Origin of the sequence: Pseudoglutamicibacter cumminsii (assembly GCF_016907775.1) — a bacterium.
GTDB lineage: Bacteria > Actinomycetota > Actinomycetes > Actinomycetales > Micrococcaceae > Pseudoglutamicibacter > Pseudoglutamicibacter cumminsii.
On sequence record NZ_JAFBCO010000001.1, the window covers coordinates 2,093,770 to 2,118,811 of the forward strand.

General features: G+C 59.4%; 24 protein-coding genes, 1 tRNA gene and 1 other RNA gene. 11 read left to right on the plus strand and 15 right to left on the minus strand.

The genetic code is table 11. The features are described 5' to 3' along the window. The first annotated feature begins 22 nt into the window (after positions 1 to 22). Positions 23 to 598: a peptide deformylase gene (def, locus tag JOD50_RS09565; RefSeq protein ID WP_204881351.1), complete on the plus strand. Its 576-nt coding sequence runs from the start codon at positions 23 to 25 to the stop codon at positions 596 to 598. Positions 599 to 727: 129 nt separating this feature from the next. Here def and JOD50_RS09570 read toward each other — a convergent pair whose 3' ends face one another. Both JOD50_RS09570 and rnpB read right to left on the minus strand, forming a co-directional pair. Continuing rightward, positions 728 to 2,107 carry a glyceraldehyde-3-phosphate dehydrogenase gene (locus JOD50_RS09570; protein ID WP_239541872.1) on the minus strand — a complete coding sequence of 460 codons (1,380 nt, stop codon included), beginning with the start codon at positions 2,105 to 2,107 and terminating at the stop codon, positions 728 to 730. 273 nt (positions 2,108 to 2,380) lie between these two features. Continuing rightward, positions 2,381 to 2,758, minus strand: an RNA gene (gene rnpB / locus JOD50_RS09575) — RNase P RNA component class A. Between the two features lie 55 nt (positions 2,759 to 2,813). Between rnpB and JOD50_RS09580 the strand changes: the two genes are divergently transcribed. Beyond that, entirely contained in the window at positions 2,814 to 3,596 is a 783-nt protein-coding gene (locus JOD50_RS09580; protein ID WP_239541573.1) for a YaaA family protein, read from the plus strand. 15 nt (positions 3,597 to 3,611) lie between these two features. Here JOD50_RS09580 and JOD50_RS09585 read toward each other — a convergent pair whose 3' ends face one another. Continuing rightward, the gene (locus JOD50_RS09585) at positions 3,612 to 4,346 is read right to left on the minus strand and encodes a zinc ribbon domain-containing protein (protein ID WP_204881352.1); all 735 of its coding nucleotides are present in this window, start codon (positions 4,344 to 4,346) and stop codon (positions 3,612 to 3,614) included. 107 nt (positions 4,347 to 4,453) lie between these two features. After that, positions 4,454 to 5,311: a Nif3-like dinuclear metal center hexameric protein gene (locus JOD50_RS09590; protein WP_338052100.1), complete on the minus strand. Its 858-nt coding sequence runs from the start codon at positions 5,309 to 5,311 to the stop codon at positions 4,454 to 4,456. Positions 5,312 to 5,378: 67 nt separating this feature from the next. Here JOD50_RS09590 and msrA point away from each other — a divergent pair, with 67 nt between their 5' ends. From msrA to JOD50_RS09610, 4 genes are all read left to right on the plus strand, one after another. Beyond that, entirely contained in the window at positions 5,379 to 5,945 is a 567-nt protein-coding gene (gene msrA, locus JOD50_RS09595; RefSeq protein WP_204881639.1) for a peptide-methionine (S)-S-oxide reductase MsrA, read from the plus strand. A gap of 86 nt (positions 5,946 to 6,031) precedes the next feature. After that, entirely contained in the window at positions 6,032 to 6,964 is a 933-nt protein-coding gene (gene cysK, locus JOD50_RS09600; protein WP_204881354.1) for a cysteine synthase A, read from the plus strand. Between the two features lie 37 nt (positions 6,965 to 7,001). Then, entirely contained in the window at positions 7,002 to 7,589 is a 588-nt protein-coding gene (gene epsC, locus JOD50_RS09605; protein WP_204881355.1) for a serine O-acetyltransferase EpsC, read from the plus strand. Positions 7,590 to 7,729: 140 nt separating this feature from the next. Beyond that, positions 7,730 to 7,806 (plus strand) — tRNA-Val (locus JOD50_RS09610). Between the two features lie 44 nt (positions 7,807 to 7,850). On the opposite strand, the gene JOD50_RS09615 is transcribed toward JOD50_RS09610, so the two are convergent. The 3 genes from JOD50_RS09615 to JOD50_RS09625 all read right to left on the minus strand — a co-directional run bounded on the left by JOD50_RS09615 (position 7,851) and on the right by JOD50_RS09625 (position 10,368). Then, positions 7,851 to 9,083: an IS481 family transposase gene (locus JOD50_RS09615; RefSeq protein WP_239541574.1), complete on the minus strand. Its 1,233-nt coding sequence runs from the start codon at positions 9,081 to 9,083 to the stop codon at positions 7,851 to 7,853. Between the two features lie 427 nt (positions 9,084 to 9,510). Continuing rightward, positions 9,511 to 9,993, minus strand: coding sequence for a redoxin domain-containing protein (locus JOD50_RS09620; RefSeq protein ID WP_204881356.1), 483 nt, complete (start codon positions 9,991 to 9,993; stop codon positions 9,511 to 9,513). After that, positions 9,994 to 10,368: a DUF3052 domain-containing protein gene (locus tag JOD50_RS09625; RefSeq protein WP_101629684.1), complete on the minus strand. Its 375-nt coding sequence runs from the start codon at positions 10,366 to 10,368 to the stop codon at positions 9,994 to 9,996. It lies immediately after the preceding gene. A 252-nt stretch (positions 10,369 to 10,620) separates the two neighbouring features. Between JOD50_RS09625 and aceE the strand changes: the two genes are divergently transcribed. The 5 genes from aceE to fabF all read left to right on the plus strand — a co-directional run bounded on the left by aceE (position 10,621) and on the right by fabF (position 17,787). Then, complete coding sequence (gene aceE / locus JOD50_RS09630; protein WP_338052103.1) at positions 10,621 to 13,365, plus strand: pyruvate dehydrogenase (acetyl-transferring), homodimeric type; 2,745 nt, start codon at positions 10,621 to 10,623, stop codon at positions 13,363 to 13,365. 138 nt (positions 13,366 to 13,503) lie between these two features. Continuing rightward, positions 13,504 to 14,781 carry a PucR family transcriptional regulator gene (locus tag JOD50_RS09635; protein ID WP_204881641.1) on the plus strand — a complete coding sequence of 426 codons (1,278 nt, stop codon included), beginning with the start codon at positions 13,504 to 13,506 and terminating at the stop codon, positions 14,779 to 14,781. A 206-nt stretch (positions 14,782 to 14,987) separates the two neighbouring features. After that, a complete protein-coding gene (locus tag JOD50_RS09640; protein ID WP_204881357.1) occupies positions 14,988 to 15,914 on the plus strand; it encodes an acyltransferase domain-containing protein in 927 nt (308 codons plus the stop codon). A gap of 162 nt (positions 15,915 to 16,076) precedes the next feature. Continuing rightward, the gene (locus JOD50_RS09645) at positions 16,077 to 16,325 is read left to right on the plus strand and encodes an acyl carrier protein (RefSeq protein ID WP_035754216.1); all 249 of its coding nucleotides are present in this window, start codon (positions 16,077 to 16,079) and stop codon (positions 16,323 to 16,325) included. 220 nt (positions 16,326 to 16,545) lie between these two features. Further along, on the plus strand, positions 16,546 to 17,787 hold the full coding sequence (gene fabF, locus JOD50_RS09650) for a beta-ketoacyl-ACP synthase II (protein ID WP_204881358.1): 1,242 nt from the start codon (positions 16,546 to 16,548) through the stop codon (positions 17,785 to 17,787). Between the two features lie 88 nt (positions 17,788 to 17,875). Here the strand turns inward: fabF and JOD50_RS09655 are convergent, their stop codons facing one another. The 8 genes from JOD50_RS09655 to lepB form a co-directional block, all read right to left on the minus strand. Next, positions 17,876 to 18,379, minus strand: coding sequence for a DUF3145 domain-containing protein (locus JOD50_RS09655; protein WP_101629430.1), 504 nt, complete (start codon positions 18,377 to 18,379; stop codon positions 17,876 to 17,878). A 169-nt stretch (positions 18,380 to 18,548) separates the two neighbouring features. After that, positions 18,549 to 19,556, minus strand: coding sequence for a tyrosine recombinase XerC (locus tag JOD50_RS09660; RefSeq protein WP_204881359.1), 1,008 nt, complete (start codon positions 19,554 to 19,556; stop codon positions 18,549 to 18,551). Positions 19,557 to 19,606: 50 nt separating this feature from the next. Beyond that, a complete protein-coding gene (gene dprA, locus JOD50_RS09665; RefSeq protein ID WP_204881360.1) occupies positions 19,607 to 20,833 on the minus strand; it encodes a DNA-processing protein DprA in 1,227 nt (408 codons plus the stop codon). Positions 20,834 to 20,835: 2 nt separating this feature from the next. After that, the gene (locus tag JOD50_RS09670; RefSeq protein WP_338052104.1) at positions 20,836 to 22,500 is read right to left on the minus strand and encodes a YifB family Mg chelatase-like AAA ATPase; all 1,665 of its coding nucleotides are present in this window, start codon (positions 22,498 to 22,500) and stop codon (positions 20,836 to 20,838) included. Then, positions 22,497 to 22,976: a YraN family protein gene (locus JOD50_RS09675; protein WP_204881361.1), complete on the minus strand. Its 480-nt coding sequence runs from the start codon at positions 22,974 to 22,976 to the stop codon at positions 22,497 to 22,499. The genes JOD50_RS09670 and JOD50_RS09675 overlap by 4 nt, the downstream gene beginning before the upstream one ends. Before the next feature lie 147 nt (positions 22,977 to 23,123). Beyond that, positions 23,124 to 23,456 (minus strand): DUF2469 domain-containing protein, encoded by a 333-nt coding sequence (locus tag JOD50_RS09680; RefSeq protein ID WP_109304141.1) that lies wholly within the window; start codon positions 23,454 to 23,456, stop codon positions 23,124 to 23,126. Between the two features lie 73 nt (positions 23,457 to 23,529). Next, positions 23,530 to 24,243, minus strand: coding sequence for a ribonuclease HII (locus JOD50_RS09685; protein ID WP_338052105.1), 714 nt, complete (start codon positions 24,241 to 24,243; stop codon positions 23,530 to 23,532). Positions 24,244 to 24,247: 4 nt separating this feature from the next. Beyond that, a complete protein-coding gene (lepB, locus tag JOD50_RS09690) occupies positions 24,248 to 24,991 on the minus strand; it encodes a signal peptidase I (RefSeq protein ID WP_338052106.1) in 744 nt (247 codons plus the stop codon). Positions 24,992 to 25,042 lie beyond the last annotated feature (51 nt).

A 25,042-nucleotide genomic window follows, 5' to 3' on the forward strand; every position in this document is an offset into this window, starting at 1 on the left:
ACGACGACAGGAGCTCACCGACGTGGCCGTCCGCCCCATCGTGATCTACACGGAGCCAGTGCTTCACCAGCGTGCCGCCGAAGTCACCGAAATTGACGACGAGATCCGCACCCTGGTCGAGGACATGTTCGAAACCATGGACGCCGCTAACGGCGTGGGTCTCGCCGCGCCGCAGGTAGGCGTGGGTCTGAGGATTTTCACGTGGGAGTACGACGAACATGATGACGACGCCCCAACCCGCGGCGTCGTCATCAACCCGAAACTGACGTTGTCGAAGGTTTCTGGAGCTAACCCCGACCCGGAGCGTCACACCGAAGGCTGCCTTTCTGTGCCTGGCCTCAACTTCCCGTTGCAGCGCGCCGACTACGCGCACCTGACCGGCATCGACGTCGACGGGAACCCGGTGGACTTCGAGGCGACCGGATGGTTCGCGCGCATCCTGCAGCACGAATACTGGCACCTTGAAGGCAAACTCTACGTGGACATGCTCAATGAGCGCTGGACCCGCCGCTGGAAACGGGAACGGAAGAAGTCTGGAATGACCGAGCCGGGGCTCACATGGATGCCGGGAGTCGACCCCGACCCGTTCGGTCACTAAATACCGCGTCCCACGCGGTAATCCGGCACAGCAGTGAACAAACACTGTTAAAAGCCTTGGCCCCGAGGTGTTTACCTCGAGGCCAAAGCTTTCGCTATTTACACCGTAACGGATGCTGTATCAGCAGTCTTACTTGACGGCTGGGATCGCAACCGGGTGGCTGCCTGCCATCTTCTCGATGATGCGGACAACCTGGCACGAGTAGCCGAACTCGTTGTCGTACCAGACGTAGAGCACAACGTGCTTCTTGTCTGCACCAACGATGGTTGCGCGGCCGTCGACGATGCCTGCGCGGCGGGAGCCAACGAAGTCAGTCGATACGACCTCTGGCGAGTCGGTGTAGTCGATCTGCTTGTGCAGTTCGCCCGAAAGAGAGGTTTCACGCAGGAAGTTGTTGATGTCCTCGACCGAGGTTTCCTTCTCGAGGGTCAGGTTGAGGATCGCCATGGAAACGTCCGGAGTTGGAACGCGCACAGCGTTACCGGTCAGCTTACCTTCAAGCTCAGGAAGAGCCTTCGCGACAGCCTTAGCGGCGCCGGTCTCGGTGAGCACCATGTTCAAGACTGCGGAACGGCCGCGGCGCTCGCCCTTGTGGAAGTTGTCGATGAGGTTCTGGTCGTTCGTGAACGCGTGAACCGTCTCAACGTGGCCCTGGACAACGCCGTAGCGATCATTGACAGCCTTCAGGACTGGGGTGATCGCGTTGGTCGTGCAGGATGCTGCGGAGAGGATCGTGTCGTCCTCGGTGATGTCGCCGTCGTTGACACCGAACACGATGTTCTTGATGTCTCCCTTACCTGGCGCGGTCAGCAGGGCCGCGCTGGTGCCCTTAGCCTTGATGTGCTGGCCGAGGCCTTCTTCATCGCGCCAGCGGCCGGTGTTGTCAACCACGATGGCGTTCTCGATGCCGTACTGCGTATAGTCGACCTGGGATGGGTCGTTCGCGTAGATGAACTGGATCTGAGTGCCGTTCGCGGTGATCGTGTTGTTCTCTTCGTCAACAACGATCGTGCCGTCGAATGCACCGTGAACCGAGTCACGGCGCAACAGGGACGCGCGCTTCTGCAGGTCGTTATCTGCGCCCTTACGGACGACGACGCCACGCAGGCGCAGGCCCACGCCGCCGCGTTCGATGAGGATACGAGCCAAGAGGCGGCCGATCCGGCCGAAACCGTAGAGGACGACGTCGCGGGCACCGCTTGCGTCAGCCTTCTGACCCAGGACGTCCGCGTAGAGCTCAGCGAGGAACGCATCCGCGTCGTCTGCACCCTTTTCTTCGAGTGCACGGTTCAGACGACCGAGGTCGATCGATACGTTGCCTGGGTTGAGTTCGTTGAGCTTCACCAGCAGATCGTAAGTGCGCTGCGGATCGAGTTCCTTGCCCTCGATGCGGCGGACGACGCGGTGAGCCTTGAGGATGTCGACTACTGAAACATTGATCAGTTTGCGACCGTAGATCGAGGTCACCACGTTGTTTTCGCGGTACAGGCGACCGATCAGCGGAATCATCTTTTCCGCTAGAGCCTCACGGTTCTTCCAGTCTGCGTATACAGCTTCAGTCTGCTGGGTCACTGACAACTCCTGGTTGATTGGATTCAGCCAGCAGCCCTTCATGATGTGAGCGTTCACTGGCCTAGACGAGTGTGGAGCGCGCAACACCTGCCCGGTGAGCGTGCTAAACCGCTCCCCATTCTACCTAAGGACGTGCCAGACCTCACGGGGTTCACGCCGCTTTGAGTGGCGTCACACACTTCCAGAGAATCAGCGCTACGCAGTTTGAGCGGAAGAAGACGGCCATAAGCCGGATTCTGTATGTGTAAGGCGTTACCGCCTCACGCATGACGACCATCTATCTAGAGCCACGATTACTCGTGGCTTCAAGCAACCAACCCGACTACTTCAGCGGACCGCCTTAGAGCGTAGTCTGCTCGGTCTTGCTCCGGGTGGGGTTTTCCTGGCCGCGGCAGTCACCTGACGCGCCGGTGGTCTCTTACACCACCCTTTCACCCTTACCGTGTGCATCCTCGAAAGGGCCACGGCGGTCTTCTCTCTGTTGCACTTTCCTGCAGGTCACCCTGAGTGGACGTTATCCACCACCCTGTCCTGTGGAGTCCGGACTTTCCTCGGCGCCCACGGCGCCGCGATCGTCTGTCCGTCTCCTTCCGCGCCTTACATCCTACCCATGCATGCGGCCCGCGCAGGTTTCTGCGCGACTATGATGACCATCGTGATTATTCTTTTGCCGCCTTCTGAAGGTAAGACGCCCGCAACCCACGGAAAGAGCGTGGATCTGGAGGCACTCGTGTGCCCGGAGCTCGCCGATGCGCGCCGCGAGGTTGCGCAGCGTCTTGAGGAGGTTTCAGTGGCGACCGATGCGCCGGAAGTCTTAGGTGTTGGCAAGGCTGTCGCTCACGAGATCGAGCGAAACATCGACATCTTCGATGCGCCTGCAGCTCCCGCACACGAGATCTATACAGGCGTGCTCTACGATGCGCTTGATTACGCGGGCATGACTACCACCCAGAAAAAGAAAGCCAACGAGCGCATCCTCGTGATCTCGGCGCTGTGGGGTGCCGTTGGGCTCGGTGATCACATCCCGGCGTACCGACTGTCGATGCACGTCAAGCTTCCTGGCCTTGGCAAACTCGCTACCTACTGGAAACCACGCCTTGCCGAGGCCCTAGCTGAACGCGTTGAAGGCGAACTCATCATCGATTGCCGGTCCTCCGCGTATCAAGCGGCTTTCGTTCCACCGCCGGAACAAACCGTGACCGTCAACGTCGTGCAAGTTAAGGACGGGAAACGCAAAGTGGTCTCACACCACGCCAAACACACCCGAGGCGAAGTTGCGCGGCTCCTCATGCAAACCCGCGGCGACGGCCCTCAAACACCACAAGCCCTGCTCACCTCGATGCAGAAACACTGGCCGCAAACAGAACTCATCGAGACGACACCACGAAAGGCCGGGCAACTCACCGTCGTGCTCGACGAAAACTAGCCTCGCTGAGCCGGTTTAGAAGCCGCTCTCACGCACGAGAATAATCCCGGTGTGAGGGCAGAACGCGAGCTCCTCTTCACCAAGCTCCGCGATGGCGGCAAGCTCTTTCGGCGACAACGGCAATCCGGTCGCTGAACACGTACCGTTGTCGAGTCGGGCAGCTCCAACGCCGTGTTCTGCAACGAGCTTCTCAAAAAGCTCACGCAGCTCCGCATCCAGGCGAGATCTGAGCTCCTGACGCTGCGTTTCAGCATCGTTAATCTGCGCAACAAGGGACTCACGCTGGTCCCTCACGTACACCTGAGCGGCGTGATTCTCTGCGACCGCAGCAGTCAAAACCCGCTCAGCTTCCTCGGCATCGGCACGCTTTTCGTCACGCTCCTCAACCGTCTCGATCAACGTCTCCTCGAGCGAAACACGGCGTTCACGCAGAATATCGAGCATCCGTGCCAAACGATCAGCTTCGCTCTGCGGCTCGACGCCGGCGAGGAGTTGCTCTTCCTTGGCCTCAATATCGGATGCCAGCTCAACGATGGCTTTCTCTAGATCAGCGACCGCACGGTTCAAAACCTCAACCTGCCGCACTTCATCGTCACGCTCGGCACGTGCCTGGATCGCATCCGCGCGCGCCTGACGCACACGCTTGGCCGTCGCAACCGCATCGTGTTCGCGGCGCCGCTGCTCAACCGAGGAGATCAGAGCCTGAATCTCCAGGAGAAGCTCCTGATGCTCACGTGTTGCGGTAATCACGACGATCCCTACTTTCGTATCCGAGGCCTCACTGCGTACCTCTATTGTCTCCCACGCCAAGCGGCTAAGCCATTACGGCGTCACGCTGGCCATTCTGCGGGAGCCCATCACGGCGTCAAAATAAAATCCCATGGGTCAGTGTTCACTTGGCTCACCTGGCACACGACGTCATAGCCATCGTCGTGCAGCGAGCGGCTCAGCGCATCAGCCGCGGCGGGTAACCACAGCCATTCCGACGCGAAGTGCGAAACATCAATGAGGAACGGGCGGTCATTGACCGCAGCTTCGCGGGCCTCCGATGCGGGGTGGTGTCTCAGGTCCGCCGTCACGTACACATCCGCTTTAGAGGCACGAACCGCATCGAACAGCGAATCCCCCGCCCCGCCGCACACAGCTACACGTTTGACGCTGCCTTCAGGGTTTCCAGCGACCCGCACCCCACCGGCAACCGCCGGAATGATGCTGTAGACGCGCTCAGCGAACTCCGCGAGCGTGCACTCCTCAGCAAGATCGCCGACGCGGCCGATCCCTTCACCTTCAACGCCACGGTCCACCGGAGCCAGCGGCTCAGACTGCTCAACACCTAAGCCACGAATGATGACGTCAGAGACACCGCCCAGAGCCGAATCAGCCGACGTGTGAGCCGTGTAGAGGGCACAACCCGCTTCAATCAGCGTGTGCACAACACGGCCCTTGAAACGATCACCAGCAACTGAGTTCACTGCCCGCAACATCAAAGGGTGGTGAGTCAACAAGAGGTCCGCGCCGCGTTCAATCGCATCGACAGCGACCTCCTCAGTCGGATCAACCGCAAACACGATGCGGTGAACCAGCTGATCTGGACGTCCAGTTACGGGGCCAACAGCGTCCCACGACTCAGCCAACGTCTCCGGCCACAAACGGTTGATATGTTCCCAAACCGTGCTGAGAGTTGGGACCCGATTCTCCGATGCAGTAGAACTCATACTCATTAAGCTACCCGTGAAACCGGTCTCGGGAACACTCCCGGCTCGCGAAGTGTTGAACCAATTGATGAATCAACAAAGTGTACGCACGATCGTGATGGCCGGCGGGTGCTTCTGGTGCCTCGACGCCTGGTTCCGCATGGTCCGCGGTGTCACCCACGTCAAATCCGGTTACACCGGAGGCGGCGATGCACCCGCCGACTACGACAGCGTGTGTACAGGGACCACGGGCCATGCCGAAGCTGTGGCAGTAACTTTCGACCCTTCTCTCATCAGTGAGGATGTGGTGTTGGACATGTTCTTCACGATGCACAACCCGACAACACTGAACCGGCAAGGCTACGACGTCGGAACGCAATACCGTTCTGCACTGTTCACTAACAGCCAGGAGCAGACTGAAGTCTTCGAAGCCGCCATTGAACGCAACCAAGCCAACTGGACCGACCAGATCGTCACCACCATCGAGCCCCTGGGCCCTTGGTACACGGCAGAGATCGAGCACCAGGACTACTACCAACGGAATCCGCAGGCGGGCTACTGCCAGGTCATCATCGACCCGAAGCTCAGCGCTGCAAGATCACGTTTCGTTAAGTTTCTTGAAGCCGACATTCCAACAAGCAATTCCATAAGCTGAGCACCGAAACCGGGCAGCAGCTCATAGCCAATCACGCTGTCTGGGCACATAAGCGTTACAGACCATTCAAGGAAAAGGAGCAGACCGTGCCAATCCTGAACAACGTCACTGAAGCAATCGGCAACACGCCACTCGTTCGTCTCAACAAGCTCGACGCTGACCTTCCAGGCAACGTCGCCGTCAAGCTCGAGTTCTACAACCCAGCGAACTCCGTTAAGGATCGCATCGGCCGCGCGATTATCGACGCCGCTGAGAAGTCCGGCGAACTGAAGCCAGGCGGAACCATCGTCGAGGGCACCTCCGGCAACACCGGCATCGCGCTTGCGATGGTTGGCGCTGCACGCGGCTACCGTGTGATCCTCACGATGCCTGAGACCATGTCGAGCGAACGCCGCGTGATTCTTCGCGCATTCGGTGCCGAGATCGTTTTGACTTCCGGCGCAGATGGCATGCGCGGTGCAGTTGAAAAGGCACAGCAGATCGTCCAGGAAACCGACAACGCGATCCTCGCTAGCCAGTTCAGCAACCAGGCCAACCCAGAGATCCACGAGGCCACGACCGGCCCAGAAATTTGGAACGACACCGATGGCGCGGTTGACATCCTCGTCGGCGGCGTTGGCACCGGCGGAACCATCACGGGTGCCGGCCGCTACCTCAAGAAGCAGAAGAGCGGCGTGAAGGTTGTTGCAGTCGAGCCAGCCGATTCCCCACTGCTGAGCGAAGGCACCGCGGGCCCACACAAGATCCAGGGCCTCGGCGCGAACTTCGTTCCAGAGGTCCTCGACCGCGAGATCTACGACGAAGTCATCGACGCTCCGCTCGACGCTTCCATAGAAACTGCACGCGCCCTTGGCGCAAAGGAAGGCATCCTCGGCGGTATCTCCTCGGGCGCTTCTGTGTGGGCAGCGCTTGAGGTAGCTAAGCGCGAAGAAAACCGTGACAAGCTCATCGTTGCGGTTGTTCCGGACTTCGGTGAGCGCTACATCTCCACGATGCTCTACGATGACATCCGCGGCTGAAACCAGCTAGCACTCTTTTAGCCCGAAAGGACCCTCTGTGGGATTCATCTCCACGTTCCGGGAAGACATCAAGAACGCGCGGGACCACGATCCAGCGGCGCGCTCAGGCGCCGAAATCGCGATCGTTTATTCAGGCCTGCATGCCATCTGGATGCACCGGCTAGCACACCGCATGTGGAACGCTTCACCGTTGCTGAGGCTCCCGGCCCGGGCCCTTTCGCAGCTAACCCGCTTTGCAACCGGCATCGAGATCCACCCTGGCGCGCGCATCGGCCGCCGCTTCTTCATCGACCACGGCATGGGTGTCGTGATCGGCGAGACCGCGGAAATCGGTGACGACGTCATGCTCTACCACGGCGTGACCCTTGGCGGGCGGTCGCTTGCGAAGATCAAACGCCACCCGACCATCGGTGACCGCGTCACTATCGGCGCTGGCGCGAAGGTTCTGGGTCCGGTTGTCATCGGTGATGATTCACAGATCGGCGCTAACGCGGTTGTGGTCAAGGACGCCGATCCGGGCTCAATCATCACCGGCGTTCCCGGCAGGGCGCGCGCGGCTAAACCGGACGAGCGCAAGCCGGCGGTCGACCCGGGCGAATACGTCGACCCGGCGATGTGGATCTAGGGGCCTCAAGCTGAGCTTTAAACTGGGGCGTTCGATGTGGTGATTGCCACATCGAACGCCCCAGTTGGGTAAATCAGAAAAATTAGGGTAAGGTGAATGTTCGTGCTCAGGGATCGAAAGTGAACTGAGAACAAACAGTTGGGTCTATAGCTCAGTTGGCTAGAGCATCTCGTTTACACCGAGAGGGTCGGGGGTTCGAGTCCCTCTGGACCCACCATTGTTATGTGTCGGGACATCGTTCATACGATGTCCCGACATTTTTTATGTCCTGGGGTGGTGATGTGTCGCGTCATCGTTCCGCTTTTTTGGTGGATGTGTCAGGACATCGTTCCGTTTTTTGGGTTGGTAGTTTTTGGTGGGGTCGATGGTGTAGGCGCCAATGATTTCTCCTGTTGTTTTGTTGATAGCGAGGGCTTCGGGGCCGTTGACGAGCAGGATGATGCGTTGTCTGTTGTGGGCGTGGCCGATGCCGAGGTGGCGGAGTTTTCCGGCGTAGCGGAGGGTGATTTTGCCGTGGCTGTCTACGCGGTCGTAACGGACTCGCCAGCAGCTGTTGCCGAGTGTGATGGTGGGTTGATCTTTAGGTGTGGCGGTGTAGGCCTGGTGGGGTGTTCGTCTGTTGATGGCTCGGTGTTTTCGTTGGGTGTTATAGAGGGTCTGGAAGTCGTGGAGTTGTTGTTGTAGGTCTTGGTGGGTTTGGGCTGGTGGTTGGGCTTTGAGCCATGTTTTCAGGGTGCGGTGGAAGCGTTCGATTTTTCCTTGGGTGGTGGGTTTTCCGGGGCGGCCGTTCTTTTGTTCGATGTTGAGATCGGTGAGGAGTTGTTCGAAGGGGTTGGGTTGTTTATTGGTGGTGCGGCCTCCGGCTAGGCGTGTGGTGTAAACGAGTCCGTTATCGGTCAGGGTTGCTGCTGGGAGTCCGTGTGTCTCGGTGGCTTCTAGGAAGGTGTTGACTACTATGCGGCCGGTGATTCTGGGGTAGACGCTGATGTGGGTGAGGTAGCGGGAGTGGTCATCGAGCCAGGAGATGATTTCGGTGTCGGTGCCATCGGCTAGCGGCCAGTGGGTGAAGTCGGACTGCCAGAGGCTGTTGGGGGCGGGGGCTTGGAATCGTTGCCATGAGGAGCGGGGCCGTTTTTGTGGTTGAGGTTGGATTGTCCCGGCTGTTTTCAGGATCCGGAAGATGGTGCTGGTTGAGGGGCGAGTGTTCTCTGGTAGCAGGTCATAGATCGTTTCAGCACTAGCGTCTAGGCCGTCTCGAAGGAGTTGGTGGCGTAGCGCGAGGATAGTTTCGCGTAGTTTTTCTGGTGTCTGGTTGGGGTTGGTGTGCGGGCGTTTGGAGTGTGGGTGGAGTGCTTCAAGCCCGCCGATACGGAAGCGTTTGAGCAAGGTCCTGATCCAACGGGTGCTGACACCAAAATGTGCGGCTGCGTCTTTAACGCTCATCCCACCGTCAGTGATGGCTAGCACGATCGCTCTGTTGCGTGTGTATGTCATACCTCAGCATGCCGACTCACCCCACCTTATGCGGAACGATGTCGTGACAGACGGGTGAACGATGTCGTGACAGATGGTTGGCAGGGTGTCGTGGCACATCTGTGAGTGGGTTGGGGTGGTTAGGGGTGAACGATGTCGTGAAACCAAACACATGGATTGTCGAAGGATATAACCACTTTGAGAATATTCACGCGCCCAACAAGAAACTCCATAACGGAAATTACTGCGTGACATGTACGGCGCGAGAAGAGGAGCGCATTTTCTTTAGGCCCGGCCGGGCAAAACAGCAGAAACCACGGTGGCCGGCCCTACTGACGCAAGGACGCTCCTATTGAAGCGCAAAGACAACGGCTGGGGAGTTCAACGAGTCGACGGTGTTAGACGCTAAAACTCCTCTAAAGAATCACCGCGACTTAAATGGGCGAATCTATAGTTCAACCCCCGCCGTCTGCAATGCCTCAACGTAGGCGTCCAGAGGTCTGCTCGCGGTGCGATCAGCTTCGATCCTCGAAACCAGCCGCCCTGAAGCATCCCATACGAAAGCGGTACGCGTAGCGTGGCCGCGCCCCGCATCGAACGCGTCCAACGCTTGCGCAAGAGCCCCATGCGGCCAAAAATCACTCAGCACGTCAAAGCACAAACCCAGCTGATCCGAAACCGTACGCAACGTATACCGCGAATCCACCGAACACGCCGCAACATACACGCCAGCCTCAGCCCACGCACCGGCAACCTGAGCAAGCCCGCCCAACTCCGAATGACACACCGGAGTGAAACTCAACGGGAAAAAACTCAAAACCGTCACCTGACCAACACGGTCAGCGAGCACAACCCGCTCACCATGCTGGTTCACCAACGGAACCGAAAGCGACGCCAACCCAGGCGCCGCATCGGAAGGATCTACCACCATTCAGTGACGCTTCCGCTGCTGCAGACACACAGCGGACCACAGCTCAGAAACATCAACAGTGCTCGTCGTGTGCAAGCCAGCCGTCGGTGCAGCTTCCTGAATCTCAACAGGAGACACATGGCCCTCCTCCCCCAGCTTGGGGGTCAAAAGCCACACAACGCCGCCATCATCAAGATCCGTGAGGGAATCAACCATCGCATCAACAAGGTCACCGTCGCCGTCACGCCACCAGAGCAAAACGGCGTCAACAACCTCGTGCTCGTCCTCGTCCAGAATCGGCTCGCCAGTGACCTCCTCGATCACGTCACGAAGCTCAAAATCGACATCCTCGTCATAACCGAGCTCTTGAACAAGATGATCTCCAGAGATCCCCATCCGCTGAGCAGCACCCTCATACGGCGCCGTCCGAACGCTCACGTCACAAATCCTTTTCCATAGAACAACGAAAACTCACCCCGTGATCAGGGCTACACGTCTAACAAAACACGTTTTCAACGCTCAAAACAACTGAACGCGCCAAAACTCCCCGCCGTCCCCTACTACGATGGGAACAAGACAGTTCGCTCAACCGTTGAAAACGGGAGAGAATCAAGAACGAGATTTGTCAGCACTAGAAAGGGAACGGCCGTGGCCCAACAGGACCATCACATCACCGATATCCGCAGCGGATTGGTGAAACATCTGTCTGACACCGACCCCGAAGAAACCAAAGAATGGCTTGAATCCTTCGACGGGCTCGTTGAAACGCAGGGAACCGAACGCGCCGAATACATCGTGCGTTCGCTGCTACAGCGCGCAGGCGCCAAGTCCGTAGCCGTCCCGATGGTTACCACCACCGACTACGTCAACACGATCCCGGTGGACCAAGAACCTGACTTCCCGGGTACCGAGGAACTCGAGCGCGCATACCGCCGCTGGATCCGCTGGAATGCAGCCGTCATGGTCCACCGCGCCCAGGCACCAGGCCTGTCCGTTGGTGGCCACATCTCGACCTACGCCGGCGCAGCAACCCTCTACGAGGTCGGTTTCAACCACTTCTTCCGCGGCCCAGGCCACGACGGTGGCGGTGACCAGGTCTTCTTCCAGGGCCACGCTTCCCCGGGCATGTACGCGCGTGCGTTCCTCGAAGGACGACTGACCGACGAGCAGCTCGACTCCTTCCGTCAAGAAAAGTCGAAGGCCCCCAACGGCCTGCCTTCCTACCCGCACCCACGCATGATGCCTGAGTTCTGGCAGTTCCCAACCGTCTCGATGGGCCTTGGCCCAGCGAACGCGATCTACCAGGCACAGTTCAACCGCTACCTGCACAACCGCGGCATCAAGGACACCTCCCAGCAGCACGTCTGGGCATTCCTCGGCGACGGTGAGATGGATGAGCCAGAATCGCGCGGCTTCCTGCAGCACGCAGCCAACGAAGGCCTCGATAACCTGACCTTCGTCATCAACTGCAACCTGCAGCGCCTTGACGGCCCGGTCCGCGGTAACGGCAAGATCATGCAGGAACTCGAAGCCTACTTCCGCGGAGCAGGCTGGAACGTCATCAAGGTCGTGTGGGGCCGTGAATGGGATGCCCTGCTCGAGAAGGACCACGACGGTTCGCTCGTCAACATCATGAACGAAACCCCGGACGGTGACTACCAGACCTACAAGGCTGAGTCCGGCGCGTTCGTCCGTGAGCACTTCTTCGGCAAGTCCCCACAGACCAAGGCGATGGTCGAGGACATGACCGACCAGGAAATCTGGCAGCTCAAGCGGGGTGGCCACGACTACAACAAGGTCTACGCCGCATACAAGGCCGCCGTTGAGCACAAGGGCCAGCCGACCGTGATCCTCGCTCAGACGGTCAAGGGCTACGGTCTCGGAACCCACTTCGAGGGACGCAACGCGACCCACCAGATGAAGAAGCTCACCCTGCAGGACCTCAAGGACTTCCGTGACCACCTGCGCATCCCAATCTCGGACGAAGAGCTCGAGAAAGACCCAGCACGCCCGCCGTACTACCACCCAGGCATGGACGACGAAGCGATCCGCTACATGATCACACGTCGCCAGGCACTCGGCGGTTTCGTGCCGGAACGCCGCGAACGCACCTCCCCGATCGCGCTTCCAGACAAGACCGCATACCGCGGCACCAAACGTGGTTCAGGCCGCCAGGAAGCAGCAACCACGATGGCGTTCGTGCGACTTCTGCGCGACCTCATGCGTGACAAGGACTTCGGCCACCGCATCGTGCCGATCATCCCGGACGAGGCACGCACTTTCGGTATGGACTCGTTCTTCCCTACCGCGAAGATTTACAACCCACAGGGCCAGAACTACGTCTCCGTGGACCGCGACCTGATGCTCGCATACAAGGAGTCCCCACAGGGCAAGATTCTGCACACTGGCATCAACGAAGCCGGCTCCGTGGCTGCACTCACCGCGGCTGGTTCTTCGTACTCGACCCACCTCGAGCCGATGATCCCGGTCTACATCTTCTACTCGATGTTCGGCTTCCAGCGCACCGGCGACAGCATCTGGGCTGCAGCCGACCAGTTGGCACGTGGCTTCATGATCGGCGCAACCGCCGGTCTCACGACTCTGACCGGTGAAGGCACGCAGCACATGGATGGCCACTCGCTCGTTCTGGCCGCAACCAACCCTGGCGTCGTCTCCTACGACCCTGCCTACGGTTACGAAATCGGCCACATCGTCCAAGACGGCCTTGAGCGCATGTACGGCGGCGAGCACCCAGATCCAAACGTGATCTACTACCTCACCGTCTACAACGAGCCAATCAAGCAGCCGGCAGAGCCTGAAAACGTCGACGTCGAAGGCATCGTGAAGGGTATCCACCAGGTGTCCAAGGGCGAAGCCGACGGCCCAACGGTTCAGTTGCTCGCCTCCGGCGTTGCTGTTCCATGGATCTTCAAGGCCCAGGAGCTGCTCGCTGAGGACTGGGGCGTCAACGCTGACCTGTGGTCGGTGACGTCGTGGTCCGAGCTGCGTCGTGACGGCCTGCGTGCAGAAAAGCAGCGCTTCCTGCACCCTGAGTCCGAGGCACCGGTCCCTTACGTGACCGAGAAGCTCAAGGATGCCGAAGGTCCGTTCCTTGCCGTAACCGACTACCAGCACCACGTGCCGGACATGATCCGTCGCTTCATCCCAGGCGACTACACGACCCTGGGCGGCGACAACTTCGGTTTCGCTGACACCCGTCCAGCAGCCCGCCGCTACTTCCACATCGACGCCGAGTCGATCGCAGTACGTGCGCTCCAGCAGCTTGCTGACCGCGGTGACATCGACAAGGACATCCCAGCCAAGGCCGTCAAGAAGTACGACCTGCTGAACGTCAACGCTGGCACTACCGGCGGCGGTGGCGGCGACGCCTAAGCCCTAACGGTAAAGCCACCCTGCTCGTGAGGCGGCTTGCGCACCCCGTGCGTAGGCCGCCTCACGAGCATATGAACCCCATCAACCCCTATAAGAACCGCCAGGAACAGAATCGTCAGGAGGGCCCGCGTGCTGAACATGCCGCCAGAAGACGGTGCACTCGCCGAAGCAGCCAACGCCGAGGCCCTCCACCAAGCACCGCAGCAAGCAGGAACCTCCGTCCCGTCGCAACGTTCTTTGCGTCTTTCAGAGGCGGTGTCGCAGGCTCCTGTTGCGATGGAGCGGCTCAAAACCCACGTCGGACAGCTATCAACCCTGGCGCTCAATGCGCTCGATCAACAGCTCCCGTGGTACCGATCTTTGCTACCGGACCAGCGTTCGGCGCTGGGTTTGGTTGCCCAGCGAGGAATCTCGCATTTTGTTCAGTGGTGTCAAGACCCCGATACGCCCGCCTGGGTTCTGGCAGATGTGTTTGGCTCGGCCCCGAGCGAGCTGTCTCGCACGGTTTCTCTGCAGCGCGCTCTCCAGCTGATCCGCACCGTCGTGGGGGTAGTTGAAGATGAGGTACCGGCACTCGCGGATGCCTCCGAACAAGCCGCGTTGCGAGAAGCTGTATTGCTCTATTCGCGAGAGATCGCGTTCGCGGCAGCAGATGTTTACGCGCGTGCGGCTGAACATCGCGGCGCGTGGGACTCACGTTTGGAAGCGCTCGTGGTGGATGCGGTGCTACGCGGCGAGGGCGCTGACGCGTTGCGTTCACGGTTGTCTGCGGTTGGCTGGCGTTCGCTGGACTCATTCTGCGTCGTTGTGGGCCACACTGCTGATGAATCCACGGCGAACAATGTTGCCGATATCCGGCGCGCTGCGATGCGAGCTGGCAAGGATGCGGTGATCGGGATCCAGGGAAACCGTTTGCTGGTCTTGCTGGGTGGAGTCAATGAAGCCTCTGAGGCGTTCGAACCACTTGCGAGTCAGTTTGGCGGCGAGCACGTTGTGATCGGACCTGTGGTCGATGCGATCGAGGATTTCCATAACTCAGCGCGACAGGCTCTGGCCGGTTTGGCTGCAGCGTCCGCTTGGCCGGATGCGCCGCGAGTCATCCGAGCTGAGGATTTGTGGCCAGAACGTGCTCTTGCAGGAGACGAGCTGGCCATCGCCGAGCTGATTGAACGGGTCTATGAACCCATCGCGCACTCCGATGCGGTGCTTGCGCAGACCTTATCGACTTACGTTGCTGGTGGGCGTTCCCTCGAAGGCACAGCTCGTGAGCTTTATGTCCACGCCAATACGGTGCGCTACCGCTTGCGCCGGGTCACGGAGCTGACCGGCTGGGATCCTTTGCTACCGCGCGATGCACTTGTTTTGCACGTTGCTCTGATTGTTGGCCGGATTCACGGCGCGAATGCGTCTGCCTAAGCTCGATAAGCACCTCATCCAGCTCTTGAAGCTGCGAGGCCCTTCACGAGATGCGTTGTGCTATTCAACCAATGAAGACGACACCTCGGCGCCGAGTTTTCGCCGAACCGCACGCACCGCTTTGTAGGATGTCTACAAAAGTCATCCGTGACCTTGGTCTCTCGCATGCCAGCCAGAGTCCGTCAAATTTTGGAAGAGTGGAACACGTGTTAGCAATAGTTTGCCCTGGACAGGGTTCGCAGACTCCCGGTTTCTTGACAAGCTGGCTCGAAGAGCCTGCTCTCGCCTCGCGTTTGGCTGAGCTGTCTGACGCAGCGGGCAAGGATCTCGCTTGGCTCGGCACCGAAGCCGACGAGGAAACCATCAAGGATACGGCGCATGCACAGCGCCTCATCGTTGCCGCTGGACTGCTGGCAGCCGATGCGCTGTTCGGCGACGACGGCGCCCCAGCTGATGCGGTTTACGCGGGCCACTCTGTCGGTGAGATCACCGCATCCGCCATTACCGGCGTCATGAGCTACGAGGATGCACTCCGCTTTGTCGCTTTGCGCGCGGATGAGATGGCGAAGGCATCGAACGCACAGCCAACCGGCATGGCGGCCGTCTTGGGCGGTGACCACGCGGAGGTCATCGCAGCCATCGAGGCCGCAGGCACTGCCCCCGCGAACATGAACGGCGGCGGGCAGATCGTTGCCGCAGGTAGCCTCGAAAGCCTCGAGAAGCTCGGAGAAAACCCTCCAGCCAAGGCCCGGGTCATCCCACTGAAGGTTGCTGGGGCATTCCACACCGAATACATGGCCCCAGCTGTAGACCCTCTGCGCGAACTGGCGGCATCTATCACCGCAAGGGATCCACGAGGGACGCTACTGACAAACGCTGGCGGTTCCGAAGTAGACACGGGAACCCACATGCTTCGGCTTCTTGTAGACCAGGTGACACGCCCTGTGGACTGGGAGTCCTGCCAGGAAACCATGAAAGACCTGGGCGTCACCGGCCTCATCGAGCTCACGCCAGCCGGCACGCTAACCGGCCTGGCCCGTCGTGGGCTCAAAGGCGTCAAAACATTCGCCCTCAAGACACCGGATCAGCTCGAAGAAGCACGCGCCTTCATCAGAGAGCATTCCGGTAACTAACCACAGCTTTCACGGGGTCACCATCTTCACAGAAGTAGCCCCGTAATACTGAACTCTGTCCCGCAACCACATAGGCTTAGTTCAGACCGTCAATCCAGTTTTGGCGGAGAACACCACAACCTGGCCACCCACGGGCAGGTACAAACAATGAAGGAGCCACACATGGCAGCAAGCAAGGAAGAGATTCTCGCCGGCCTGGCAGAGATCGTCAACGAAGAGACCGACATCGACGTTGAAGAGATCCAGCTCGAGAAGTCCTTCACCGAGGACCTCGACATCGACTCGATCTCGATGATGACCATCGTTGTTGAAGCTGAGTCCAAGTTCGACGTCAAGATTCCAGATGAGGAAGTAAAGAACCTCAAGACTGTTGGCGACGCCGTTGACTACATCGAGAAGGCTCAGGCCTAGTCTTAGCTAGCCTGTTCAAGGCTTAAACGGTGTGCGGCCGATTTCCAGGTAGCTTGCGCGGCCGGTGTTCGGCCGCACACCGTATTTCCACCCTTTCAGGGTAAGTGTCGCGTCCATCCAGCGTTGTCTACGGTTTCCGTAGCATCAGCGTGGTTGCGCGCTCCCCTATCAGATCTTGACTATACGAAGCCCTCAGCGGCCCGTGACTAAAGGATGTTCTATGGCTCAGAAAGTTGTCGTGACTGGCCTTGGCGCCACGACGCCGATCGGTGGTGACGTCCCTACGACGTGGGAGGCGGCTCTGGCTGGCACCTCGGGTGTCGGGCACCTCAATGAGGACTGGGTCGAACAGTACAGCTTGCCGGTGAACATCGCCGCACGGGTAGCTGTTCCGGCATCTGAAGTGTTGTCCCGCGCCGAAATTAAACGCAATGACCCGTCAACCCAGCTCGCCCTGGTTTCAGCACGGGAAGCGTGGGCGGATGCACAGCTGGAAGAGGCTGGGATTGACCACGAACGCTTGGGCGTCGCGTACGCAACCGGTATCGGCGGTGTCAACACTCTTCTGGATGCATGGGACACCCTGCGCGACAAGGGCCCACGCCGCGTTCTTCCGATGACGGTGCCGATGTTGATGCCGAACGCCGCGTCTGGCGCGCTCTCGCTTGCTTTCGGCGCTAAGGCCGCGGCCCGCACGCCGGTCTCTGCATGCGCATCGGGCACCGAAGCTCTCGCCGTAGCACAGCAGATGATCCGCGATGGCCACGCTGACGTTGTGATCACGGGTGGCTGCGAGGCAGCTATCCACCCGATTACGATCGCCGCGTTCTCCTCTATGCAGGCGCTGTCTCGCCGCAACGATGACCCACAGTCCGCGTCCCGCCCGTACGACGTCGACCGCGATGGCTTCGTCATGGGTGAAGGCGCTGGCGCGCTGATCCTCGAATCGGAAGAGCACGCTAAGGCACGCGGCGCGAAGATCTACGCTGAGCTCGCAGGAACCGGAATCACCGCTGACGCATTCCACATCACCGCACCAGACGAGTCCGGCAATGGCGCGATGCGCGCCCTTAAGGCCGCGATGGCTGACGGCGAGTTCAGCCCTGAAGACGTGGTTCACGTCAACGCTCACGCGACCTCTACCCCGGTGGGTGACATCCCTGAATACACCGCGATGCGTGCCGCGTTCGGTGACGCACTCGACAACGTTGCTGTATCGGCAACGAAGTCGATGACGGGCCACCTGTTGGGTGGCGCCGGCGCTGTTGAAGGCGTCTTGACTGTCCTGGCTCTGCACCACGGCAAGGCCCCAGTGACAATCAACCTTGATCAGCAGGATCCACAGATCCCGCTTGATGTTGTCACCGGTACACCGCGTGATCTGAAGCCTGGCGTCGCAGTTTCGAACTCGTTTGGTTTCGGCGGACACAACGCTGTCGCTGCATTCCGCAGCTACTCATAACGTTCATAAACATTAAAGGTTGGTGCCCCACACGCTGTGTGGGGCACCAACCTTTAAGCAGTGAAGTTTGATCTAGATAGGCAGAGCTTTAGCCGACGTGGTGGAGCCAGCGGATCGGTGCGCCGTCGGATGCCGCTCGGAATGGCTCGAGTTCCTCGTCCCAGGCTTCGCCGAGGGCGATCGAGAGTTCGTGGTAGACCGCAGCTGGGTTTCCTCGGCCTTGTTCGTAGGCGTAACGGATGCGGTCTTCGGACACGAGGATATTTCCAGCGACGTCTGTGGTTGCGTGGAAGATGCCAAGTTCAGGGGTGTGCGACCAGCGGCCTGCATCAACGCCACGTGAGGCTTCTTCCGTAATTTCGTAGCGCAAATGCGCCCACCCGCGCAGGGTGGACGTCAAAACTGCGCCCGTGCCTTGTGGACCGGCCCAGGCCATTTCGGCCCGGAGCATTCCGGGCGAGGCAGGCTGCGGAACCCACTCAAGTGTTGTGTGGCGCTCAACCACTGAGCCGATAGCCCACTCGATATGAGGGCACAGCGCTGCAGGGGCCGAGTGGATATACAAGGCGCCCCTTGTCATTGGTTGTGACATGCCGCTCCTTCTTCACTGCTTCGGTACGTCTTCCCCTACGACCGATGCTGAATTAGAACGGTGGGTCTATTCTGTCAAGTACTAGGCCGGTTCACAAGCGGCCTATCACTTGAGTCACACTGGTCACAACTGCTTCATATATTGCGTTTCAAGGCCCTCCCGACGGTGTTTATGCTCGCGGGTGTCCTTGTTGGTAAGCCTTCCTGAGCCGTTCGACTGAAACGTGTGTATAGAGCTGGGTTGTAGCCAGGGATGAGTGTCCGAGTAGCTCTTGAACACTACGTAAGTCCGCACCGCCGTCGAGCAGATGGGTTGCGGCTGAATGTCGTAGGGCGTGTGGGCCACGAGCGGATGTGTCGCCGAGCTTTTCAAGTTCAGTGTTGACTGCTTCGCGGATCTGGCGGCTTCCCCACCGTCCGCCTCTCACACCAAGGAACAAGGCATCGTCCCGAGCATTACCTTGATTGTTGTTCTTCTCCGTAGCGCTGTTCTGCTCCGCACCGCTGTTCGAATGCGCAGACGCCTTGAGCAAATGAGGTCGGCCTTCGTTGAGCCATTCTCGGATCGCAGCTTCGGCAGGAACACCGAACGGGACAACACGTTCCTTGTTTCCTTTGCCGAGGACTTTCGCGGTCCGCTGGTCGAGGTCGATGTCTTCCAGGTTGAGTCCTTCGAGTTCGGATACGCGGATGCCACTCGCGTAGAGAAGCTCGAGGGCCGCCTGGTTTCGCAGGCGTACTGCGCGTTGCTGCGGCGCTTCCGGTGCGGAATCGACGGGTTGGGCTGAATGGCTCAGCAAGCGTTCCGCTTGCTGGTTCCTCAGAACCTGCGGGAGATGCTTATTCCGTTTTGGGGCTTTGAGTCGGTTTGATGGGTCCGATTCGATGAGCCCTTCGCGTAGCGCCCAAGCGAGGAATGTACGGGCTGATGCGGCTTGTCGGGCAAGAGTAGCTGGAGCTCTACCGTCATGGGCCGCTTGGGCGAGCCATGCTCGTAGTTCAGCAATCGTGATGCGGCGCAGCGCATCGGCCTTGTCTGCCTCGACCTCGAGCCCTGCGTGCTCGCACAGTGCAGTGACGTCGGAGGTATAGGCGCGGATCGTGTGTTCGGATCGGCCCCGTTCGTACCGGAGGTGGCGGGCAAACGAATCAATGACGTCGCTCAGTGATTCGCCCATAGTCCCTCCTTGACTCAGTGCCAGCTTACACATGCCCCGCGTTGGTTCCATCAGGCTGGCGCTTTGCCGCGTTTCCATGCGTGCCCTCTTTGAACGGCCAGACCACGTCGGTGTAGTTGGCTTAGAACGGGCATCGCTTCAGGCACTGACAGACCAGCTATCGCGAAGACCTCATCCAGGTTGCGGTAGGTGCGTGGCGACAGTGCTTCTACGATTCGTTGTTCGATGGGGTTAAGACCGTCAGTCAAACGTTGCGGGCCGGCCGTTGCGTCTGGAATGAGCATTGGCTGGGTTTGGTTGTTGAACCCTAGCGAGTTGCACAGTTCGGCTCCAGAACTAACGAGCTCCACAGGGTAGTCACGGATGAGCCGGTGCGGACCGGCTGAGGTTGCCGATGTCACGGGCCCTGGTACCGCTCCAACCCAGCGGCCTATCTCCAGACCATGTACTGCTGTTGAAATCGCACCTGAACGATGACGACCTTCGGTCACGAGGATTCCACGGCTCAGTGCTGCGATGATGCGGTTGCGAGCCAAGAACCTCCACCGCATGGGCGATGCCCCCGGCGCCGCTTCGGAAATGATGACGTGTTCTTTCCCGATTCGTTCCAGCAGCGCTCGATTCGCGGCCGGGTAGAGACGATCTACTCCCCCGGCTAAAACCACGGCTGTTGCGAGCGGAGCGGTTGAATGTTCAAGTGCCGTGTGGTGTGCCAAGGCGTCTACTCCGAGTGCGCCTCCCGATACGATCGTTGCACCACGCTCAGCCATCTCAGCCGTGTATTCACGGGTCACATGTTCTCCGTATGGTGTGGGATCACGCGTACCGACGACCGCAACGCATTCATTCGTGTTGGTAGGAATGCTCTGAGCACCGCGCCACCAGAGTCCGTATGGGGTTGATTGGCCGAGATCGTTCAGGGCTTCCGGCCATCCGGGATCTCCCGGGATGACGAAGCCTCCACCTTGTGAAGTGATGTATGCGAGGTCGCGTTCAGGGGCGCTCTGTTCTCGGCGGCTTTCCCAACGGTCTAGAGCATGTTCCAGCGTTACGTGGCGCTGGTGTTGACGTGTTCCTCCGTAGGCTTCGCGAACAGAGGCACTAAACCGTTCTCGCTCTTCCACCGAGGGGACGGAACCTGAGATGAGTTCCCACAACCGCACGGCGCCGAAAACAGCCACTCCAAGCCGCGCTGGATAGTCGTCGGCTTCAGTGACACGAGAGAGGCCTGCCCGCGCCTGACGTTCCGGTTCAAAACTAGCTTTGGTGGTCACCATAATCAGTTGAATGCCTCCGGTGTGCCTCGCAGGTGTACGGCCGCTGCAATATCATCTGGACTGGGTAGGTCCCTTCCTGCGAGGTCAGCGAGTGTCCACGAAATCCTGAGTACGCGGTCCAGTCCTCGGCCAGTCAGCCCACTATGCATGCTGATAGCTAAGAGCTCTTTTGCCGCTGCACCTGAAGGTCGAAACTTGTGAGACCTCAAAACCGAGGCAGGCACAGATGCGTTGGTTAGAGATCCGGTAGCGTGCGATGCTGGGTGATCCGCCTTATCCATCACGCTCCGCCACCTTTTGCGCGCAGAGGCTCTGGCTCTTTCGACTCGTTGCCTTATGCACGCTGAGCTTTCCTCTGCATCGTTCGCTAGAAGGGATGCCAAGCGCGCGGCAGGAACGTTGACGCGAATATCCACTCGGTCTAGCAGCGGCCCCGACATGCGGGCCCAGTACCGTCGTTTCGTGAGCGCCGGGCATTCGCAAGCAGAACCTTCCTTCCCGCATGGGCAAGGATTAGCCGCCATGATGAGCTGGAAACGTGCCGGATACGTCGCTACCCCGGCCGAACGATGCAAGGTAATAACTCCTGACTCAAGGGGTTCACGCAGAGCATCGAGAGTGCGGGCCTGAAATTCTGGCGCTTCATCCAAGAACAAGACTCCACCGTGTGCCCGGGACGCCGCCCCTGGACGAGGTATGCCTGACCCTCCGCCCACCAGCGCGGCCGCACTCGAAGTGTGGTGCGGGGCCTGGAACGGCGCAACCTTCATCAAGCCTGAAACGGTCTCTCCAGACAGCGAATGCACGCTCGTGGTGAGCATGGCTTCCTCGTCTGTCAACGGCGGAAGAATACCGGGTAGCCTCTCCGCAAGCATCGTTTTACCTGCGCCCGGAGGCCCCGTCAGCAAGAGGTGGTGTCCGCCTGCAGCGGCAACTTCAAGCGCCCATCGCCCAGTCGCTTGACCACGGACATCAGCCATATCCGGAACCTCAGAAACGCTACCGCTTCCTTCGACAGTCTGATGCTGGCCCCGCTCGTTAGGCTCTGACACGCTGTCCACTTGCTTGCTCGGCCTCACGATGTGCCGCACGTCAGCACCCAAGTCCGCCAGCAGAGCACTGACATGGTTGTAGCTGCAGACTTCAATGCCCGGGACCAGACGGGCTTCTTCTGCGTTGGCGGCAGGGACGACGATGCGTTTGATCCCTAGTTCACGGGCCTGAAGCACCGCGGGCAACATTCCGACGAATGGCCTGAGCGAGCCGTCAAGCCCCAGTTCACCGATGTATGCGGTATCCGCAGGCGATGAGATACGTCCGTCTGCAGCCATCGCTGCGACCAGGATCGCTACATCGAAACCCGGGCCTTTCTTGGGTAAGCCCGCTGGGATCAGGTTGATCACGATGCGGCGCGCACTCAGCGGGATGCCGACGTTGCGGGCCGCTGACCGGACACGATCGCGCGCTTCGTTGAGGCTCGCGTCGGGAAGTCCGAGAAGAGTCATACCTGGCAAGCCGTTACCGATGTCGGCTTGGACCTCAACCTTGTGGCCTTTCAAACCCACCAAAGCGATGCTGAGACACGAACCCAGTCCCCGTTCCTGGGCCCGGTGCATTTTCGCCCGCGATGCTCGCAGTGTGCCTTGAGGTGCCGTTACCGCGTTCATGCTCCAGTCACCTCTCGGTAGTACTCGACTGAAGCAGGGGCTGATGCTTTTCGTGGCCAGACGATGCCCAAGACATCGACCCGAGTTCCGCCTTGTGCCGTGCCGATAGCCTCGACGTATTCCCTACCTTGGGCATACTCCCAAATAAGCCTTTGCAGACGTTCAAACTTGGGTAACGTCACGGCTTCAGCGGGTAGGCCATACCCGGTCCCCGAGCGAGTCTTGACCTCAAGCGCGACCAACTGTTGCGCAGCAGGGTCATAACCCACGATGTCCAGTTCGCCGTGACTCCCACGCCAGTTACGATCGAGCACGATGATCCCGTTTTCGTGACACCAGCCCGCCGCGAACTCTTCACCGCGCCGCCCCAACTCAGTACGCAGCTGGGCTATTTCCAGTTGCGTGGTGTCCCGTTGCACTGAGTCCAGTTGGGCGCGGTCTTGGGCGCTGTGATTGTCAGCCTGCCTCGATGCCATGTTTCCTCCACTGGATGAGCTTGTAGCTTCATCTCAGCGTGGAAAACACTCACACATACCGAGATCGAAAAGAATGTGGATAGAACGCTGACATCTACGGCCTGTGAATACAGAAACCGCCTGCTCACTCGCCCGTGCTGGGCCTATTTAGGATTCGCCCTGCGTCCCAGGAAGCTCTTCGCCTTTGAATAGATCCGGTTTAGAAAGCTCTTCGACGTTCACGTCCTTGAACGTGATGACTTTGACCGATTTCACGAACCTTTGCGGCCGGTACACGTCCCACACCCACGCGTCGGTCAGCGTTATCGCGAAATAGATTTCACCGTTGGAAGTCAGGGTCTCGAGCTCGACGTGGTTCGCTAGATAGAACCTACGTTCCGTCTCCACGACATAGGAAAACAGGCCCACAACGTCGCGGTATTCGCGGTAGAGGTTCAGCTCCGCTTGGGTCTCAAACTTTTCGATCTCTTCATCGCTCATGGGATCTGTTCCCCCTTCCTGCTCGTAATGACTTCCTGCTCACAACAGTTTCCGTGTCACAACAACTTCCATGTCATAACAACTTCCATGTGCGCCGATGGTTGTCGGTCGCTCCATGTTCCAGGATCGCGGCTCGGTGTTTCGCTGACCCGTATCCCTTGTTTGTATCCCATCCATACTGAGGATGAGCCTTCGATAGTTCTACCATGACACTATCGCGATGCGTCTTTGCGAGGATGCTCGCTGCAGACACCGATGCGCAATCGCGGTCCGCTTTAGCCCGCGTGATCACGGGCGGCAGGTCCAAGCCGTCCAGCGCATCAGCCTCAGAAGCCGAGTCGGACTCCGCGTCCGTTGCAAGGTCGCTAAACAGGTCGGGTTCTGGTGTGCTGAGCCAGTCATGCACCCCGTCAAGCAAAATAACGATGGGGGCCTCACCCGCCGCTGGATCGTCAGCGAGCTGTTGCAGTGCCTCAATGTAGGCTCGCTGTCCAGCGAGCCTCAGTGCCGCCACGATCCCGAAACGGTCAATCTCTTCTGGGCTTGCACTGCCGACGCCCCACGCCGCGACCCAATCCCGGATCAACGGTACGAGTGCCTCACGCCGAGCGGGAGTAACGTCTTTCGAGTCCCCGAGCCCTTCGGGATGCGGGCCACATTCGTGTGGCGCTACGAACGTGAGCCCCACAGTAACCGGGCCTGCAAGCGCGCCCCTGCCCACCTCGTCGACTGCCACAATCAACTGGCAAGGCGCCACCAAGCCTTTTTCTACCTCGAGGTCAGGCACGAACCTACTCTTTCGGCTCGCGGTCAGGAACTGCGTCGAAGGCGCCTTCCGGGTTCGCTACCCCGCCCCAACGGTCCAACGGCCACGCAATGAAATCTGCGCGCCCCACCACGGAGTCCATCGAAACCATGCCGTTGTTTTTATCGGTGTGATAGCGCGAATCCCCGGAATCCGAGCGGTGATCGCCCAAGACCCACAGATGATCCTTCGGAACCGTGACCTTGAATGGCACCTCGGAAGGCTTGTCCCCCGGGTACAAGTACGGCTCGGTAATCTCGACCCCATTGACGGAAATCTTTCCGCTAGCCGTACAACACTCGACCGTGTCACCCGGAAGCCCGATGATGCGCTTAATGAGGTGTTGCGTACCGTCAACTGGCCGCAGGCCCACGAAAGTCAACGCCTTCTCGAAAGCGTTCGGCTGCGCCGCTTGTGGAAGCTCCGGCAACCACTTCTCATCATCTTTGAAAACAATGACGTTACCGCGTTCAAGATCGAACGGCTGAGGGAACAGCTGATTCACAAACACGCGGTCGTTAACCAGTAACGTGTTCTGCATCGACGTTGATGGGATGACAAAGGCCCTGAATAGGAACGTCTTAATCACAATCGAGACCGCGAGCGCGATCACGACGGTGAGGAGGATCTCCCGGACAGAACCCCAGACGCCACGCTTCTTATGCTCGCGCACCTCACCCTCGTTCTCGTCGAGGTCGACCTGGGGTTCTTCGTCACTGAATCTCTTCACGAACGTTCCTCAAAGCATCTCGTATGACATGAAGCAGGCGCCACCCCATTC

What these genes read in the sequence shown, in the direction of transcription:
- JOD50_RS09570 (WP_239541872.1), bottom strand. Translation starts at nt 2,107, where the DNA reads ATGATTCCGCTGATCGGTCGCCTGTACCGCGAAAACAACGTGGTGACC.
- JOD50_RS09580 (WP_239541573.1), top strand. Translation starts at nt 2,814, where the DNA reads ATGATGACCATCGTGATTATTCTTTTGCCGCCTTCTGAAGGTAAGACG.
- JOD50_RS09590 (WP_338052100.1), bottom strand. Translation starts at nt 5,311, where the DNA reads ATGAGTTCTACTGCATCGGAGAATCGGGTCCCAACTCTCAGCACGGTT.
- msrA (WP_204881639.1), top strand. Translation starts at nt 5,379, where the DNA reads ATGAATCAACAAAGTGTACGCACGATCGTGATGGCCGGCGGGTGCTTC.
- JOD50_RS09615 (WP_239541574.1), bottom strand. Translation starts at nt 9,083, where the DNA reads ATGACATACACACGCAACAGAGCGATCGTGCTAGCCATCACTGACGGT.
- JOD50_RS09620 (WP_204881356.1), bottom strand. Translation starts at nt 9,993, where the DNA reads ATGGTGGTAGATCCTTCCGATGCGGCGCCTGGGTTGGCGTCGCTTTCG.
- JOD50_RS09625 (WP_101629684.1), bottom strand. Translation starts at nt 10,368, where the DNA reads ATGGGGATCTCTGGAGATCATCTTGTTCAAGAGCTCGGTTATGACGAG.
- JOD50_RS09635 (WP_204881641.1), top strand. Translation starts at nt 13,504, where the DNA reads ATGCCGCCAGAAGACGGTGCACTCGCCGAAGCAGCCAACGCCGAGGCC.
- JOD50_RS09645 (WP_035754216.1), top strand. Translation starts at nt 16,077, where the DNA reads ATGGCAGCAAGCAAGGAAGAGATTCTCGCCGGCCTGGCAGAGATCGTC.
- fabF (WP_204881358.1), top strand. Translation starts at nt 16,546, where the DNA reads ATGGCTCAGAAAGTTGTCGTGACTGGCCTTGGCGCCACGACGCCGATC.
- JOD50_RS09655 (WP_101629430.1), bottom strand. Translation starts at nt 18,379, where the DNA reads ATGTCACAACCAATGACAAGGGGCGCCTTGTATATCCACTCGGCCCCT.
- JOD50_RS09660 (WP_204881359.1), bottom strand. Translation starts at nt 19,556, where the DNA reads ATGGGCGAATCACTGAGCGACGTCATTGATTCGTTTGCCCGCCACCTC.
- dprA (WP_204881360.1), bottom strand. Translation starts at nt 20,833, where the DNA reads ATGGTGACCACCAAAGCTAGTTTTGAACCGGAACGTCAGGCGCGGGCA.
- JOD50_RS09670 (WP_338052104.1), bottom strand. Translation starts at nt 22,500, where the DNA reads ATGAACGCGGTAACGGCACCTCAAGGCACACTGCGAGCATCGCGGGCG.
- JOD50_RS09675 (WP_204881361.1), bottom strand. Translation starts at nt 22,976, where the DNA reads ATGGCATCGAGGCAGGCTGACAATCACAGCGCCCAAGACCGCGCCCAA.
- JOD50_RS09680 (WP_109304141.1), bottom strand. Translation starts at nt 23,456, where the DNA reads ATGAGCGATGAAGAGATCGAAAAGTTTGAGACCCAAGCGGAGCTGAAC.